At 40.9% G+C, this 18078-nt stretch carries 14 protein-coding genes and 1 riboswitch; of the genes, 5 read left to right on the top strand and 9 right to left on the bottom strand.

The features are described 5' to 3' along the window. Positions 1 to 809 precede the first annotated feature (809 nt). A complete protein-coding gene (locus Q4546_RS16705; RefSeq protein WP_102440660.1) occupies positions 810 to 1298 on the bottom strand; it encodes a glutathione peroxidase in 489 nt (162 codons plus the stop codon). Positions 1299 to 1626: 328 nt separating this feature from the next. On the opposite strand from Q4546_RS16705, the gene Q4546_RS16710 reads away from it, so the two are divergent. Further along, positions 1627 to 2163, top strand: coding sequence for a YfaZ family outer membrane protein (locus Q4546_RS16710; protein ID WP_102440659.1), 537 nt, complete (start codon positions 1627 to 1629; stop codon positions 2161 to 2163). A gap of 153 nt (positions 2164 to 2316) precedes the next feature. On the opposite strand, the gene Q4546_RS16715 is transcribed toward Q4546_RS16710, so the two are convergent. The 6 genes from Q4546_RS16715 to Q4546_RS16740 all read right to left on the bottom strand — a co-directional run bounded on the left by Q4546_RS16715 (position 2317) and on the right by Q4546_RS16740 (position 8085). Beyond that, positions 2317 to 3444 (bottom strand): patatin-like phospholipase family protein, encoded by a 1128-nt coding sequence (locus Q4546_RS16715; RefSeq protein WP_303446654.1) that lies wholly within the window; start codon positions 3442 to 3444, stop codon positions 2317 to 2319. A 188-nt stretch (positions 3445 to 3632) separates the two neighbouring features. Continuing rightward, on the bottom strand, positions 3633 to 5348 hold the full coding sequence (locus Q4546_RS16720; protein ID WP_303446655.1) for a proline--tRNA ligase: 1716 nt from the start codon (positions 5346 to 5348) through the stop codon (positions 3633 to 3635). A 138-nt stretch (positions 5349 to 5486) separates the two neighbouring features. Continuing rightward, positions 5487 to 6131: a DapH/DapD/GlmU-related protein gene (locus tag Q4546_RS16725; RefSeq protein WP_102440662.1), complete on the bottom strand. Its 645-nt coding sequence runs from the start codon at positions 6129 to 6131 to the stop codon at positions 5487 to 5489. Position 6132: 1 nt separating this feature from the next. Further along, positions 6133 to 6879: a tRNA (N6-threonylcarbamoyladenosine(37)-N6)-methyltransferase TrmO gene (gene tsaA, locus Q4546_RS16730; protein WP_102477014.1), complete on the bottom strand. Its 747-nt coding sequence runs from the start codon at positions 6877 to 6879 to the stop codon at positions 6133 to 6135. Positions 6880 to 7149: 270 nt separating this feature from the next. After that, positions 7150 to 7545, bottom strand: a complete 396-nt coding sequence (gene rcsF / locus Q4546_RS16735; RefSeq protein WP_303414390.1) for an Rcs stress response system protein RcsF — start codon at positions 7543 to 7545, stop codon at positions 7150 to 7152. 135 nt (positions 7546 to 7680) lie between these two features. Beyond that, a complete protein-coding gene (locus Q4546_RS16740; protein ID WP_076540367.1) occupies positions 7681 to 8085 on the bottom strand; it encodes an H-NS family nucleoid-associated regulatory protein in 405 nt (134 codons plus the stop codon). Between the two features lie 453 nt (positions 8086 to 8538). On the opposite strand from Q4546_RS16740, the gene Q4546_RS16745 reads away from it, so the two are divergent. The 3 genes from Q4546_RS16745 (at position 8539) to Q4546_RS16755 (ending at position 12479) form a co-directional block, all read left to right on the top strand. Then, complete coding sequence (locus Q4546_RS16745) at positions 8539 to 9288, top strand: electron transfer flavoprotein subunit beta/FixA family protein (RefSeq protein WP_303446656.1); 750 nt, start codon at positions 8539 to 8541, stop codon at positions 9286 to 9288. 2 nt (positions 9289 to 9290) lie between these two features. Beyond that, positions 9291 to 10214, top strand: coding sequence for an electron transfer flavoprotein subunit alpha/FixB family protein (locus tag Q4546_RS16750; RefSeq protein ID WP_102440654.1), 924 nt, complete (start codon positions 9291 to 9293; stop codon positions 10212 to 10214). A gap of 410 nt (positions 10215 to 10624) precedes the next feature. Then, a riboswitch (Lysine riboswitch) is annotated at positions 10625 to 10845 on the top strand. Between the two features lie 77 nt (positions 10846 to 10922). Next, complete coding sequence (locus Q4546_RS16755; RefSeq protein WP_102476998.1) at positions 10923 to 12479, top strand: Na+/H+ antiporter NhaC family protein; 1557 nt, start codon at positions 10923 to 10925, stop codon at positions 12477 to 12479. A 455-nt stretch (positions 12480 to 12934) separates the two neighbouring features. Here the strand turns inward: Q4546_RS16755 and Q4546_RS16760 are convergent, their stop codons facing one another. Next, the gene (locus tag Q4546_RS16760) at positions 12935 to 15076 is read right to left on the bottom strand and encodes a M3 family metallopeptidase (protein ID WP_102476999.1); all 2142 of its coding nucleotides are present in this window, start codon (positions 15074 to 15076) and stop codon (positions 12935 to 12937) included. A 304-nt stretch (positions 15077 to 15380) separates the two neighbouring features. Between Q4546_RS16760 and Q4546_RS16765 the strand changes: the two genes are divergently transcribed. Continuing rightward, entirely contained in the window at positions 15381 to 15959 is a 579-nt protein-coding gene (locus Q4546_RS16765; RefSeq protein ID WP_076540377.1) for a thymidine kinase, read from the top strand. Positions 15960 to 16195: 236 nt separating this feature from the next. Here Q4546_RS16765 and Q4546_RS16770 read toward each other — a convergent pair whose 3' ends face one another. Next, a complete protein-coding gene (locus Q4546_RS16770; RefSeq protein ID WP_102477000.1) occupies positions 16196 to 17986 on the bottom strand; it encodes an acyl-CoA dehydrogenase C-terminal domain-containing protein in 1791 nt (596 codons plus the stop codon). Between the last annotated feature and the right edge of the window lie 92 nt (positions 17987 to 18078).

Consider the following 18078-nt stretch of genomic DNA (forward strand, 5'->3'; position numbering starts at 1 on the left):
ATTTCAAAAAAGTTCATTACCGCGGTAAATTATTTTAAAATTTTTTTGGCTAGCTGGTTTGATTGGATTTTATTACTTCAATTTAGTTTTAAATCAGCAGTTTGAATTGGTGTTTAATCTCAGGTCATATTCAAGCTGAGATAAACTTGGCGCAAAAAAAATGGCAACCCAGTGGATTGCCAGAAGTATTTCTATGCGGGTCACTGTTAACGGTGCGCTAGCGTGTTAGCAATGTCCCAATTGGGAGTGATGATGAAAAAGAGTTACCAAATTCGAGTAGCGAAATAATTGGGGAGATTAAATCTATAAAAGCTCAGTATCGAAATAACCTTGATGAGGGGTTAGCCTATTACTGACTAGCTACATTACTAAGAGAGGCTAAGCTGCAAATGGTTCAATAAAATTTATTATTTTTTAAATATTTAGAATGATCGAAAGCGATACATTTTTATGTGTCTGTTTTTATTGGGTTTTTGTGATAACCTTTATTGTTCTTTTATGGCGAACATCGTCAGGATTAAGGGGTGCTTTATAAACTTTGCTTTAACAAACCAGTCTCATCAAAAATTAGCTCCATAAAAAAAGGCAATCAAACGATTGCCTATTGATCCACTTTGAGATCAAAGGGACCGCGCTAGAAGTCCCAGGGAGATGATGAAAGTGAAAACACTGTCTATATACTATGAGCATCTCAAAGTGAAATAGTTCAAAAAAACATCAATTTTTTTTATATTTTTTATCAATAATTTTTTATGCAATTAAATCAGTAGATTAAAAATACATAAAGTGTCGATTTAATGCGGTAACTATTACTTTTTCAGTAGATACTCAATTTGTTCTACTAAATTTTCAGGTTTCATGGTCGGTGCATAACGCTTTAACACCTTGCCTTCTTTGTCTATTAAGAATTTAGTGAAGTTCCACTTAATTGACTCACTGCCCAGCAACCCTTTAGCTGAAGACTTAAGAAACTGATAGATAGGTGCGGCATTGGCGCCATTAACGTCCACCTTACTAAATAATGGAAAACTAACCCCGAAATTCAGTTCACAGAATTTGCTAATGGTAGCTTCGTCGCCTTTTTCTTGGGAGCCAAACTGGTTACATGGAAACCCTAATATCACTAAACCTTGCTCTTTATATAACTGATACAGGTGCTCAAGGGGTTTATATTGATGGGTGAAGCCGCATTCGCTAGCGGTGTTAACAACCAATACCACATGATCTTTAAATTGATCCATGGATACAGTGTTACCTTGAATGTCTACTGCGCTTTGCTGATAAAATGTTTGGCTCATGGTCAACTCCTAAAACGATAATAATACTTTTAAGTTTTATCATAACTGCAAATTGGATTGTGCACAATTTAAAATGCGGATTTAATAAACGCATAAGCTGATCTGGGCTTGCCATCAACGAGAGCAGTTAATTTTACCGATTAAGTTATACTCAACCGCGACTTGATATATTAACTTACAGGTATTGCTAACTCTTATTTATTGTAACTTGGTTGTGGTTTAATTGTGTGTTAATCCATCTAGGCGCTCGTGTTAGGCCTTTTTATAAAGACTAATTAATTAGCTCAGTATAATCTTGGCCCATAAGCACTTAGGTTTGAGGTTATAAATGAATAAAAAAATGATGGCTGTTATTGCAGCGAGTGTGTTTTGCGTCAATGTTAATGCTACTGAGTTTTCTTTAGGGCTCAGTGAGCACGTGGTATCTGCTGACATTAAGACCAATATTAACCCTAATGTTAATCTTGAAGCCGGTTATGTGTATTCAGATAAAAAGGGTAACTTGGCGCAGTTTGCCATGCATATGACCCATCAAACTGGTCCGCATTCAATTGAAATTGGCCCTAAGTTATCCAGTGTTTGGTTTGATAATAGTCCTAATGGCAGTGTCATTGCCGTCGGTGGACACTATGGCTTTGCGCTAGGCAATAAAATATCGCTGCATGCTGATGCTTATTATGCGCCGTCAGTATTGTCTTTTTCGGATGTCGATGGTTACACCGAATTAGGTGGAAAAGTGCAGTATGACTTTAACCCTAATATGGCGGTTTTTTTCGGTTATAGAAATATGACCTTCCAGTATGATGGTCGTTCAGATCGTGCTTTTGAAGATGGTTTCTATATTGGTGGCACTTCACGCTTCTAATACTTATTAAGCGGCACCTGTGGAAACACTCTCCACCAAAAAAGCAAGTTGCGTGGCAACTTGCTTTTTATTATTTGTAATAGCAGCGTATTTGGCAGTGAGTTCATCTCAAAGTGAGTCGTGCTGCACTAATCATTTAGCCAAGAAGCCTATTTAGGTTTCCAGTTCAAAAAAGGTTTTGATGGTATCCATTTGGTTCATAGCGTCTTTATAACCGAGATCAATTAAGGCACTGGTGTAGGATTTTTCAAATAATAAGTATGACGCGATACTTGAGTCTGATTGACGATTAATGCCAATAAATTTCAATAATATTCTGATGGCGAGAGGTAAGTCTTGAAAGTAGCGCGCGGCAATAACACTTAAATCTTCACTGGGCTTAATGACTAAGGTGTCAATTTTACGCAAATTAACCAGCTTAGCATCGGCGGGTGGAATAAGGTCTAAGGTGCTGTTTATCCGCTCTAAGCGTTCTAAATCACTGTTTAAAGTGTCTGAGAAAATGGTATCCAGTAAATGACCTGCAATGGTTGCTGTTTTTGGGTGAGCATCTATATCACTGTGCCTTTGTTTATGAGGGCTATCTAGATTGATCACCATAATTTTTCTGGCTCCTAGATGTATCGGGCTGGATAACGGCGACAATTGGTGTACTGAGCCATCACCAAAATAGGCTTGTTTTAATTTTACCGATGGAAAAACCAATGGGATAGCTGAGGTCGCCATCAAATGATCTGTGGTTAATGTGGTGCGGGTACCTTGTCTTCTTGCCCGTTGCCAGTCGTTAATATTATGGCTAGCTTGATAAAAGCTGTAGGAATATGAGTCATTATAACTTGATGCATCTAAGCTAATAGCCTTTAACGCGCCACTACCGATGTTGCGTTCAATACGCTGAAAATCGATTAATTGATTCAGTAGTTTTCGTAATGGCTGATTATCAAGCAGGCTGCCCGCTTCGGTATTGACCTTATCACTTTGCAGTCCTTTTAAGGCCATTTTTGATAAGTGCTTTAATACATGCCAAAACGATGAACTGTAAACTTTATGGGTTTCAAAGTGACGCCATACCCAATCAAGTTTGCGAACCCCTAAATGAAAACAAGAGGCATGAGTGGCCAATGAAATGGCATTAATTGCACCTGCTGAGCTACCACTAAGAATATCAAACGGGATATGATGATTTCGCGGATAAAGCTGAACCAGCGCTTTTAGTACGCCAATTTGATACGCTGCTCGCGCGCCACCACCACCTAATACCAGTGCAATTGATTCTGACAACGATGCTCTCCTGTGTGTTTGATAAGCTGATGATATCAGTATGTATAACAATAACTGGTTATACCAATCAAAATAACATAATCATTACCAATCTAATTTTATAATCAGAAAAAAAGCTAAAAAAAAACGCACCTAAAAAGGTGCGTTGTTTACTGCACTACTGTTAGGTAATGCTCTAAGGCAATGGATTAACCTTTGATTGACGAGGTAATAAAGTCAACAATTTGGTCAAACGGGATATCTTGTTTTTCACCGGTGCGGCGGTTTTTATATTCAAACACGCCTGCATCGATATTACGATCGCCAATAACAATCACATGAGGCAAGCCAATTAGCTCCATGTCATTGAACATCACACCTGGGCGCTCTTTACGGTCATCTAATAAGATTTCGATGCCTTGGGCGCTTAAGTCAGCGTAAAGCTGCTCAGCCATGTCTTTTACGCGATGAGACTTATGCATGTTCATCGGTAAAATACCCACTGTGAACGGCGCAAGTGACTCAGGTAACTTCATTCCTCGGTCATCATGGTTTTGCTCGATTGCAGCGGCAACGATGCGGCTAACACCAGCGCCATAACAACCCATTTGCATTACTTTTGACTTACCGTTTTCATCGAGTACGGTTGCGCCCATCGCTTCTGAGTAGTTAGTACCAAGCTGGAAGATATGACCGACTTCAATACCACGAGCAAAAGCATAAACACCTTTACCATCTGGGCTTGCTTCACCTTCAACTACGTTACGAATATCCATCGCTTGTGCCATTGGTAAATCGCGCTCCCAGTTGATGCCAAAGTAATGCTTACCTTCTTGGTTAGCACCAGCAGCAAAGTCGCTCACTAGCGCGACGTCACGGTCAATGATAATAGGCATTTCAAGGCCTACAGGGCCGATTGAACCTGGACCTGCACCTACAGCTGCAACCATTTCAGCATCAGTGGCAAACTCAAGTGGTGAGGCAACGAGCTCATGCTTCTCAGCTTTTAATTCGTTTAACTCATGATCGCCACGAATAACTAATGCTACCAATGGTGCATCTTCAGTTGCGCCCTTAACAATCAAGGTTTTAACTGTTTTAGTTATTTCAAGTTCAAACTGCTCGACTAATTCAGCAATGGTTTTGGCATTTGGCGTATCAACGACAGTCATTTCCTGTGTTGGTGCGGCTAATGTGCCAGTTGGTGCTGCAGTTTCTGCTTTTTCAATGTTTGCGGCATAATCACTTTCAGTTGAATAAGCGATCAAGTCTTCACCACTGTTAGCAAGAACATGGAACTCATGTGAGGTACTACCACCAATTGAACCCGTGTCAGCAATAACAGGACGGAAAGCAAGACCCATACGATTAAAGATGTTGCAGTATGCTTGATGCATGTCTGCATAAGTCTTATCCATGCACTCTTGGGTTAAATGGAAAGAATAGGCATCTTTCATCAAAAATTCACGTGCACGCATCACGCCAAAACGAGGACGGACTTCATCACGGAATTTTGTTTGTACTTGATATAATGTCAGTGGTAATTGCTTATAAGAGCTCACTTCTTTACGGACTAAATCAGTAATCACTTCTTCATGGGTTGGGCCTAAAACGAAGTCGCGGTTATGACGATCTTGGAAGCGGAGCAATTCAGGACCAAATTTTTCCCAACGTCCTGTTTCAACCCAAAGATCGGCCGGCTGTACTAGGGGCATCAAAATTTCAATAGAACCGACTTTGTTCATTTCTTCACGAACAATGGCTTCGACTTTACGTAATACACGTAAACCACTCGGTAACCATGAATAAAGGCCTGATGCATTACGACGGATAAAGCCGGCACGTAACATCAATTGATGGCTGATGACTTCTGCATTTGCAGGTGTTTCTTTTTGTGTTGAAAGCAGGTACTTGCTAACTCGCATTCCCAATGTCCACTTAGTAGCTATTAATGTGCGACATTTTATCACCTGTAACGATGAAGTCACCAGATAATTAAGCGATACCTGACAAAGATAGCCATAGGGCTATGGCAAAATGATATGGGCGATAAATTAAAGCAACTATTTATCGCGTCGGTCGCCAATGATTTTGGCAGGGTTACCGGCAACAATCGCAAATTCGGGAACATCTTTGGTCACAATACTACCCATGCCAACAATGGCTTGGTTGCCAATAGTAACCCCATCAACAATGCCAGCTTGGGCGCCAATCCATACATCACGGCCAATGACAATACCCTTTGATTGACTGGGTTGTTGATAGATATCTTGCTCTGCTGACATGCCATGGTTAAAAGCATAAATCGTGACGTTATTGGCGATACGGGTTTTATCACCAATGGTGATGCCGCAGCGACCGCCATCAAAAGAGCAGCCATGATTAATGGCCACTTCATTGCCTAGGGTTATCGGCCCATGTAAAAACACCTCGGCGGCAATCATGCATTGATTTCCCATAGTTATATTGCGCCCAGGCTCTGCAAACACATTGGCTTCGGGGGCGATAAAACACTGCTGACCAAACTTAATGGTTTCAAGCTGCTCAAATTGTTGCTGAACTTCATCTTGCCAGGGTTTAGCCCAGGTAAATTGTTTGTCTTTTAAGGAAAAATACAACCACGGCATCCAAGATAAACGTTTTTTATGCTGAGTTTGATAATCAGGACTTTTGTTTGTATCAAGGGTGCTGTTCAAATCAGACTTCATATTAGTTTTGACCAACGCTGGTGGGTTTAATTTCAATAACATTAATCTGCTGCTCAGTGACGGTCCAAAAAATATCAATATCATATAAGGCCACTTGATATAATTTTGGATCTGCTTTGGCTTTTTTATAAGCAGGTCGAGGGTCTTGAGCTAACACGTCAGTAATAAGTTGAATTAAATCACTGTTATTGAGCTTAGATGAGTGGGCGTCAATTTGCGCTTTTGCCAAGCTTGAAAATTGTACATCAATTAATTTTGGCGCATCTTGAGCGATGCCACCTGTCGCACTTTCTATTGAGTCAGAAAATGGAATATAAGGTTTTATATCAATAATGGGGGTACCATCTAATAAATCCATGCCGGATATTTCAAGACAAACTTTGCCATTTTTCTGAATAACCTTATGCAATTTAACCACTGACTGGCCAATACCATTAGGTCTGAATGTAGAGCGGGTGGCAAATACGCCTAACTTTTCATTGCCACCTAATCTTGGTGGTCTGACGGTATTTTTCCAACCTTGCTGTAGGTTTTCATGAAAACAAAAAAGCAGCCATAAGTGTGAATATTGTTCAATACCTCTAACCGCATCAAGGTTATTGACTTGAGGGGCTAATTCAATAACACCTTTAATATTTACCAACCCTGGTTGTCTTGGGATACCAAACTTTTGTTTGTAAGGGGTACGACAATACCCGACGGCCTCTATTTGAGAACTAAAGTTTTGCGCGTTAGGATCTGTTTTCATGTCTAAGAAACCGTCAAGTGTTGTTACTAATAAATTAAGAGGGGGCATAATCAAGCATTGAACCTAATAAATGTTCAATGCTTTGTTAATTTAATACTAAAGAGCCATTAGCCAATGTAAGGTTTTAAGCAAAGCGGGTGTTAACGTCTTTAAAATGCTTCGGATAACAGCATAAATAAAATGACTTAGACACTTAGCCTGATGGTTTAATTTCTTTGACCATTAGCCATTAATAGTCGGTTGCTCTAATACTAAATTATTAACAAGTATCTACTGCTCAGTAGCGGTTTTAATTGCTTGGCCGACACAAATTGCTTGGCTGTAGCAGCTGTCGACCTGTTGTTCTGTTAATAGGCATTTTTTGATCATTAGCCCATTGGCACCTAGCTCGACCGCCTGTTTTCGTGCATCGGTTCTCGCATCTGCAATGCTTGCAGGAACCCCATCAGCAGTTTGTTGGCATGATTCACCTTCAACTAGGCCTAACACCTCAAATGACCCTTTAGGGCGTTGGTTCTCTTTATATAGAACCACATTTCCAGGTTTGAAATAGTCATCAATTGCCTTAGCGTCTAGGTTACTATTAAAAGTGTATTCACTAGCACAACCAGATAATAATATTGCTGAGCTTATAGCTAAAGAAAAAACAGGACGAGAAACGTTCATAGTAAAGCCTAATTCAAAAGAGGTGAATGTAGTATAGTTTACAATGCTTGCTAGCAGGTGGGAATAGAATACAGATAAGAAAAAAGCTTACCAAAGTAAGCTTTTTCTATATGAAGGATGTCAAAACAGCAAGTGTTATTCCATACCAGGAATTAAGAAGTCTTCCATTGTTTTGCCATTATCAACTTGGTTTTTGAACACAGTTGGCATACGGCCTTGACCCGTCCACTGGATTAATTCGCCATCAACTTCAATTTGGTATTTAGCAGGGCGCGGCGCACGTTTTTTTGGTGCAGGCTTAATTGATACTTCACCTAAGTCTTCAATTGATAAACCACTGTTTTCAATTTGCGCTAGAATTTCAGCAATGCGTGCATTTCTTTCTGCATTGGCTTCTTGTTCTGCTTTTTCGTCTTCTTCTCTTTCTGTAATGATTTTTTCAAGCTTTACTGAAAGCTCACGTAAATCTTCTACAGACAACTCTTTAACTGCAGCTTTAAAACGACGACCATGGGTTAGTATTTCTAAAAAGTCACTCATATCAATGTGCATCCTAATGGTTATTAAATAATAAGTTTTCAAGTAATGCTTTAGAGATTAAAGAATACCTATCAAAATCGCTACATTGCTTAATTATTTAGCATTGGAGTGTCAAATTTAATTGACCATTAAGCATGTCAATAAAGCACAATATTTAATAGTAAAAAAATAAGTTTACTTGAATAGTCATTAATAATAGAAACTAAATCTGAATGGATCAAATAAAATCATCAATAAGTAGATAAAAATTAATTAATCTACCTTTTAGGTACCTTATTTAATATAAATTGTGCAGATGTCAGTTCTTTTAAACGCACATTGAGCCAAAAAAAATATAAACAAGTGTTTGACTTAGGTTGACGTTAACGTTAACAGGCCGTAAAGTTGAGCCATATTACATTGGTTAAAACCAATGTGCCGTCCACATACATTGAAGGTGTAAAAGGAAATCCCATGAAAGTATTGGTGCCTGTAAAGCGCGTAGTCGATGCAAATGTGAAGGTCAGAGTAAACGCTGACAACACAAATGTTGATACTGCTAATTTGAAAATGGCGTTAAACCCATTCTGTGAAATTGCAGTTGAAGAAGCTGTAAGATTGAAAGAAGCAGGAAGTGTTACGGAAATTGTTGTGGTCACTATTGGAGCTAAAAATGCTCAAGAACAATTACGTACCTCGATGGCGCTTGGTGCCGACCGTGCTATTCATGTCCTGACTGATGACGAGTTAGTGCCGTTATCGATTGCTAAAATTTTAAAAGCGGTTCAAGAAAAAGAACAAGCAGAATTAGTGATATTTGGTAAGCAATCTATTGATGGCGACAATAACCAAACCGGTCAAATGCTAGCTGCATTAACGAATATGCCTCAAGCAACGTTTGCATCAGAGCTAACATTAACGGCAGACAGTGCAGAAGTAACCCGTGAGATTGACGGCGGCTTACAAACAATAAAAATGCCATTACCAGCGGTGGTTACGGTTGATTTACGTTTAAATGAACCTCGTTACGCATCATTACCTAATATTATGAAAGCTAAGCGTAAGCCATTAGAGACACTTTCAATTGATGATTTAGGCGTAAGCTTAAAAGCACATCAAACCATTATAAAAGTCACCCCTCCAGCTGAGCGTAAAGCTGGCATCATTGTGAATTCAGTGGCTGAATTAGTTGAAAAGTTAAAAAATGAAGCGAAGGTGATCTAATTATGACTATTTTAGTATTAGCTGAACATGATAACGCAAGCTTAAAATTAGATACCGCTAAAGCAGTAAGCGCAGCGGTTGCCATTGGTGGTGATGTGCATGTGTTAGTTGCTGGTAGTGATTGCGCTGCAGCAGTTACCGCAGCGCAAGCATTAACAGGCGTAAGCAAGGTATTAGTTGCTGATAATGCTGTGTATCAAGCGCAACTAGCAGAAAACCTTTCACAGTTAGTGGTTAACCTTGCAGGTGATTACGAACATATTATTTCTGCGGCTAGCAGTGTCGGTAAAGATACCCTGCCACGAGTCGCGGCGTTATTAGATGTGGCGCAAATTTCTGAAGTGATTGAAGTTGTAAGCACAGATACCTTCGTGCGTCCTGTTTATGCCGGTTCGGCATTAGCGACAGTGCAAAGTTTAGATGCGGTTAAAGTGCTAACAGTACGAACCAGTGCTTTTGATGCCGCAACCAATGACGGCAGTGCAGAAGCGGTTATGGTTGATTTTGTTGCCACAGCAGCGGCAGAATTTGTTTCGCAAACATTAACTGAATCAGAGCGTCCTGAGCTTGGCAGTGCTGGGGTGATTGTTTCCGGCGGCCGCGGTATGGGCAGTGGTGAGAACTTTGCTATTTTAGAAGCGCTTGCTGATAAATTAACTGCTGCTGTTGGTGCTTCGCGCGCAGCTGTTGATGCTGGCTTTGTACCGAATGATTTACAAGTAGGTCAAACTGGTAAAATTGTCGCACCTGATCTGTATATTGCTGTAGGTATCTCAGGGGCTATTCAGCATCTTGCTGGTATGAAAGACTCTAAAGTCATTGTGGCAATCAACAAAGATCCTGAAGCGCCGATTTTCCAGGTTGCAGATTATGGTCTGGAAGCTGATTTGTTTGAAGCGATCCCTGAGCTAACTAATTTGCTATAGTCCTTAATTAGAGCCCTTAATTAGAGCCCTAAATAAGAGTCCTAAATAATGCTCTTTATAATAGGATTATGGCTTACGCTAGTTTTTTAGTGAGTTAATATCCACTAATAAAAAACGGCACTAAAAGGCTTTTACCGAGAGGTAAAAGCCTTTTTTAATGTTCCGTAGATAGTTGCTGCCAATTTATACTAATGCGTTGTTATTTGCGGTGCTGTTCTATCAGTGAGCAAAAATTACCACTGCGTTAAATATGAACCCTTGCTAATAAAAGGTTACACTGGTGCTGCGTCAATGTGCGCGGTTTTAGTTGTGATGTTATATATCACAAGATAATCAAGTTTTATCTGGCAATGATGCTACTGCTTATGTTTGTATGATGGGGTGTTGATATACAGAGCCTTTCTGTTGTTAGCATAAGTAGAGGTGCATTAAGTATCAGTACGGGTGAGTTGGGTGATGCCAATAACTTATTCGGAAAGGATTTAGTGCCGAAGTAAATGGATTCTATCAAAACCATTTATTGGGGCAGTTACCGAAAGGGACTGCACTGTCATGGTAATTTCTATCCGAAAGGGTAGAAGAATATATATCGACAACGATATTGATATTACTGTGGAGTGCTACTGAAAAGAATTTCGTTTACGTATTCAACGTAAACTTGCCTTATCAGTTATTCTCCATTCGTACTCAACGAAGAAATTATAAGAAATGATGATAACAAGTTACGCCGATTCGGCTCTCTCGCTTTTGCCACCAGTAGTGGCTATTTTGCTCGCAGTATTAACTCGCCGAGTCTTACTTTCATTGGGCTTAGGTATTATCACCGGGGTGTTTTTACTCGGTGATTTTTCAGTTAGCGCTGCAGCCTCAAATTTACTGACTACCGTCACGGGTCTAGTTTGGGATGATGGCGCGCTCAATTCATGGAACCTACAAATTTTAGGTTTCTTGGTGATTTTGGGCATGATCACGGCATTAATCACGGTAAGTGGTTCAGCTCGCGCCTTTGCTGATTGGGCTCATCAACGTATTCGCAATAAACGTGATGCCAAGTTGATGACTATCTTCCTTGGTGTTGTAGTGTTTATTGATGACTACTTTAACAGTATTGTGGTGGGATCTATTGCACGTCCAATCACCGACCGTTACCACATTTCACGGGCTAAATTAGCCTACTTATTGGATTCAACAGCGGCACCAATTTGTGTTATCTCGCCTGTTTCAAGCTGGGGGGCGTACATTATCGCCCTGATCGGCGGGATTTTAACGGCTCATGGCTTTGCTGATACAGGGCATTTAAGTGTGTTCCTGCAAATGATCCCAATGAACTTTTATGCCATTTTTGCATTATTATTATTGGTGTGTGTGGCGTTATTTGGTTTAGATATTGGCCCAATGCGTAAGCATGAACAAAATGCCCAAAAGGGTGAGTTGTTCGACGAATCTAAAGGCTTACCACCAGGAGCCACAGCCGATTTACCAGAAGCGGAAACCGGTAAAATCATTGGCTTATTCTTACCTATATTAGTGTTAGTTGCGGCAACCTTCTATTTCATGGTGGCGTCAGGCGCTGATGCATTATCAGCTAATGATTTACCTTTTAGCATTTTAGGAGCATTTGAAAATACTGAAGTGAGCTCGTCACTATTTTACGGTTCACTGGTGGGGTTAGCGGTCACCTTAGTATTAACTGTGAAGCAAAAAATTGCTCTGCCTATGGTGTTCACTGGCATCAAACTTGGCGCTAAATCAATGCTACCTGCCATTTATATTTTGTTATTTGCTTGGACGATTTCAACGGTTATTGGCAACCTTGAAACCGGTAAATACATGGCCAGTTTAGCCACAGGCAATATTCCATTTGCGATGCTACCTGCAGTATTATTTTTATTAGCAGGCCTAACCGCATTTGCAACCGGCACCAGCTGGGGTACCTTCGGTATCATGTTGCCAATTGCAGCTGATATGGCGATGGGCAGTGATAGCACTATGATGTTACCTATGCTTGCAGCCGTGTTATCTGGTGCAGTATTTGGCGATCATTGTTCACCGATTTCAGATACCACTATCTTGTCGTCAACGGGGGCGAGTTGTCACCATATCGATCACGTAATGACGCAATTACCTTATGCGTTAATCGTGGCGGTCATTAGTATTATTGGCTACGGTGTATTAGGTTTTACCGCGTCAGTGGCCATGGGCTTGGTCACCTGTAGTGTGCTATTTGTATTAAGCGTTATTGGACTGAAGTTGATCACTAAATAGCGTAAGCTAACTCGGTTTGATTTAAGCTTATCGCGAACTTTAGATATAGCTAACTTGTATGAAAATGCCGCTCAGATGAGCGGCATTTTTTATGTTTTAAAATCAAGGCTGCATAATAAAGTGGTATATATAAGCTAAATATCTAAGTCGAATCACTAGAGTGAACCTCAAAGGTTTAAGCTCACATGTTTTGTTTATGCAGCAGTTATTGTTAGCGAAGAGAAGCAGCGATTAGCACTGTGAGTGAATGACTGTTTCTGCCAATGGTGGGTGCAAGGGTTAGCAATTATAGGGATTAACAGGTACTGCTAATCAGCGTACTCGGATCTAGGTGAAAATTGAGATAAAAAAATGCCGCTCAAATGAGCGGCATTTTTAGGATTTAAGTTTAAGTGCTAAATAAAATTAGCTTTAACCAAACTTAAATGATGTTAAGCCACAAGGTTCTAATAGCGTTAGTTTAAACCACGACGCTCAAGTAATGCATCAGTCGTCGGCTCTTGACCTCTGAAGGCTTTATACGCATCCATTGGTGGTACTGAGTTACCCACTTCACGAATGGTTTTGCGATACTTCATCCCAATTTCACGGTTTAGACCGCCTTGAGTTTGTACGTAAGCAAAGGCATCAGCTGCAAGGATTTCACTCCACATGTAAGCGTAATAACTTGCAGAGTAGCCGCCCGGGAAAGCGTGAGCAAAATAGCTTGAGCGGTAACGAGGTGGTACCGCTTTAATGTCAACACCGTGTTTTTTCAGGGCGCTTGCTTCAAAGCTCGCCACATCTTGTAATGGCACATCAGCAGCAAGTGAATGCCACTCTAAATCAACTAGTGCTGCCGCCATATACTCTAAGGTGTCAAACCCTTGATTAAAGCTGCGAGACTCAAGTAATTTTTCTAGTAGTGCCTCAGGAATGACTTCGCCTGTTTCATAGTGCTTAGCATAGTTAGCCAGCACTTTAGGGTGCGCTGCCCAGTCTTCTTCAAATGTCGATGGGAACTCTACAAAGTCACGTGATACTGAGGTGCCCGCAAGTGATGGGTAAGTAACTTTTGAGAACATACCGTGGGTACCATGGCCCATTTCATGGAACATGGTGGTGACTTCACTGTAGCTCACAAATGTTGGCTGACCTTCAGGGGCTTTCTTAATGTTCATCACATTAACTACCACAGGCTTGTTGTTTAATAACTCAGACTGACCCACAAACGAGTTCATCCAAGCGCCGCCACGTTTACCTTCACGAGAAAAGTAATCAGCATAAAAGATAGCCATACTGCTGCCATCTTCATCAAACATTTCATACGCTTTTACATCAGGGTGATAAACAGGCAGATCAGGTCTTGGTGTTAAGGTCACGCCATACAATTCTTTAAGAGTGAAAAACACGCCATCTTCCAGTACACGATTAAATTCAAAATAAGGCTTAATTGATGCCTCATCTAAATCAAATTTTTCTTTACGTACACGCTCGGCATAATAAGCCCAATCCCATGGTTCAAGGGTAAAGTCGCCGCCCATTTTGGTGATCATTGCTTGTATGTCTGCGGCTTCTTTTTGGGTGTTTTCAACTACAGCAGGCACCATTGAGCCAAACATCTTATAAACCGCATCTGGGGTTTTGGCCATTTGTGGCGCTAAGCGGTAATCTGCCCAACTGTCATAACCCAGTAATTGGGCTTTTTCGGCACGTAGTTGCGCTAAACGAGCCACTAAAGAAGCGGTTTCATTGTCACCCGTTAAACCGCGGTTAGCAGATGCTTGCCATACTTGTTGACGTAACTGACGGTTGTCTAGTTGGGCTAATACAGGCTGACGAGTGGTGTTGGTAATGCTAAGTAAGTATTTACCTTCATGGCCTGCTGCACTGGCATCAATGGCTGCTGATTTAATGGCGGTTGCTGATAAACCCGCAAGCTCTGACTCATCCTCAACGACTACGGCGATTTCTTTACTTAAGCGCATTAGTCGCTGTGAGAATTCGTTAGTCAAGGTTGACTGCTCTTCATTCAATACACGAATTTGCTGTTTTTGCGCTTCTGTTAGTTTAGCGCCCGCTAGAACAAAACGTTGATGATAAACTTCAATTAAGCGTTTTGCTTCAGGGCTAATTTCTAAGCCTTCACGGCTGTTATAAATCTGTTCAATGCGGCTAAAAAGTGCAGCATTTAAATTAATGTTGTCAGAATGGGCTGCCATTTTAGGCGCCATAATGCCCTGTATTTTACGTAGCTCAGGGTTACTTGTTGAACCGGTTAAATTATAAAAAACCTTCGATGTACGGCCTAATAGTTCACCGCTTTTTTCCATGGCAACAATGGTATTTTCAAAGGTTGCAGGCGCTGGATTGTTAGCAATAACCAAGATTTGCTGGTAATGCTCATTGATACCTTGCTCAAGCGCAGGTAAGAAGTGCTCATTTTTTATGTCAGCAAAATTAGGGGTTTGATATTGCAAGCTGCTTGGAGCAAAAAAAGGATTATCTGCTTGTATCATAGTGACGTTTTCAGCTTGGGTTGTATCAGTATTTGAGATTGAGCATCCACCTACGACGATTGTGGCAGCAATAGCTGCAGCAACAAGTGTTTTATGCATAGTGTTTAGACTTCCTATTATATTTTATTGTTCAAACAATCTATCAATTGTTTCTTAATCGTATCTGAAGTAATACAAAAAGCGTGAACTATGATGGCTTTTTTAACGTTAACTGTTTAATAAATGTGACATGTTAACTGGATTTAACATGTAATTACTGCTGCGAGAGGTGATTAGCTCAAAAGCGCAGCTGCACAGAGATGATTTTTTGTGATACCGACATGAGTTTATCTATTCTAACGCTTATTTCGCTGCTGAAAAAATGATAAACTGCCACGGTAAATAACCATAAGGACACACCGTTTTGGCGCAACTCTACTTCTACTATTCTGCAATGAATGCAGGTAAATCAACTTCGCTACTGCAATCATCGTACAACTACCGTGAACGTGGAATGAATACCTTAGTCATGACAGCGTCAATTGATGATCGTTATGGTATTGGCAAAGTGGCTTCTCGTATTGGTATTGAAACCGAAGCCCATGTTTTTAGTGATGGTGATAACCTTGCTTATTTTATTGAAAAGCAACTTGCTGAACAAAAGCTGCACTGCATATTAATTGATGAGTCGCAATTTTTAAGTAAAGAGCAAGTTAAGCAGTTAACCCATGTGGTTGATAATTTTGATATTCCAGTGCTGTGCTATGGTTTAAAAACCGACTTTCAAGGTGAATTGTTTACCGGAAGCCAATACTTATTAGCCTGGGCTGATAAATTGGTAGAACTTAAAACTATTTGCCATTGCGGCCGTAAAGCCAACATGGTGTTAAGACTGGATGGCAACGGTAAGCCTATGCGTGATGGTGAGCAAGTTGCCATTGGCGGTAACGAAAGTTACGAGTCGGTATGCCGTAAGCATTTTAGAGAATTTCTTTGGGACTAGTTCGTTGCAGTTAACGAGTTACTCTTAAATAAAACAGCGCCTATATTGATTTATAGGCGCTGTTTTTGTTTGGACTTGTTTTTGGTAGTTACTTACAAAGCAGCGTTAAAAATCCGCCTCATCAAAATTAGCAATATGCGCTACTCGCTTCAATTTGCTTAGGTAAACTTCGAGCCTGGCTACCCCAGTAACTCAGATATTATTAGGGCGTAGTTTGAATGTATCGTTATTTGCGATTAAAAATCCGCGTCATCAAAGCTGGCAATATGTTCGCTACTTGCTTCAATTTGCTTACGTAAGCTTCGAGTCTGACTGCCCCAGTAGCTCATATAAAACTGAGCGGTTTTAAGTTTGCCTTTATAGAACTCCGTTTCTTCAGTACCAGCTTCAATAGCTGCAAACGAGGTGGCGGCAATACGGGTCCACATCCACGCCAGTGTGGTGATGCCAAATAACTGCATGTAGGCCATAGAAGCTGCGCCAATAATATCTGGATTAGTGCTGGCAGATTTGACGATAAAGCCAGTGGCTTTTTCTAAATCGCCTGCCGCATCCATTAAGCCGGCAATGTAAGGCTGCATGTTTGCATTGGCGCTGTTTTCTTGGATGAGTTGTTTAACCATCCCTGACCACAATGTCAGTGCAGCGCCTTTATCTGAGAGTAATTTACGGCCAACTAAATCCAATGCTTGTACGCCATTGGTGCCTTCATAAATCATCGCAATGCGAATATCGCGGACAAATTGTTCCATGCCCCATTCGTTAATATATCCGTGGCCGCCATAAACTTGCTGCGCATCAACACAGGCTTTAAAGCCTTGGTCGGTGACAAAGCCTTTTACTATTGGGGTAAATAGCGCTGCCAGCATTGAAGCTTGTTTTGCTTGTGCGGGATCAGTATGGCGCTCAGCAGAGTCTAGCCAAAGCGCTTGCTGGCCCATTAAGGCGCGGGTGCCTTCATTAAATGCTTTTTGCGACAACAGCATTCTGCGCACATCGCCATGAACTAAAATAGAGTCAGCGGCTTGCTCTGGTTGTTTAGCACCAGATAACGCGCGGCCTTGAATGCGACCTTTAGCATATTCCAATGCGTTTTGATAAGCGATATCAGACACGCCTAAACCCTGAATGCCGACGCCTAAGCGGGCTTGATTCATCATGGTGAACATTGCCTTTAAACCTTGATGAGGTGCGCCGACTAATTCACCTAGAGCATTATCAAAATGCATCACACAGGTGGAGTTACCATGAATACCCATTTTATGTTCAAGGCCGGTGGCAGATAAACTATTAGCTTCCCCCAAACTGCCGTCATCGTTAACCATAAACTTAGGTACCGCAAACAATGAGATCCCTTTAACGCCTTCTGGAGCGTCAGGTAATTTAGCTAATACCAAGTGAATGATATTTTCCGCTAAATCATGATCACCAGATGAGATAAATATTTTTTCACCGCTAATGGCAAATTGGCCATCTGCAGCTGGGGTTGCCTTAGTGCGCAGTAAAGCTAAATCAGTGCCAGCATGAGACTCAGTTAAGTTCATGGTGCCAGTCCACTCACCACTGACCAGTTTGGCAAGGTATTTTTGTTTCAGTGCATCACTACCATGAACGTGGATAGCTGAGTAAGCACCATGGGTTAACCCTGGGTACATGGCAAAGGCCATATTGGTGGCGGTTTTCATTTCGGTGGCAAAGGTGCCAATAACTTCGGGTAAGCCTTGACCGCCATATTCAGGATCACAGGTTAATGTGGCCCAACCATCATCAACGTATTGTTTATACGCCTGTTTAAATCCTTTTGGGGTAATCACTTTGCCATCCACAAGCTGACAACCTTCAAGATCACCTGAAGCATTAAGCGGCAACATAATCTCGGTAGTGAAATCGGCCACGCCTTGCAAAATAGCATCAGCAAGCTCAGGGTCGATTTCATCAAAACCTGATAAGTTAGGTTGCTGATAAATATTAAGTAATTCAGATAATATGAATTGATAATCTCTAAGGGGGGCTTGATAAATCGGCATAATAGGATCCTTTCTTATGATATTTCTGTGCTTACTCGCATAGTGACAGAATTGATGTTCAAGAATTAAACAGGTGTTTAACCATAACTAAC

The sequence above is a fragment of the Shewanella sp. 4_MG-2023 genome (genome assembly GCF_030548015.1).
Taxonomy (GTDB): domain Bacteria; phylum Pseudomonadota; class Gammaproteobacteria; order Enterobacterales; family Shewanellaceae; genus Shewanella.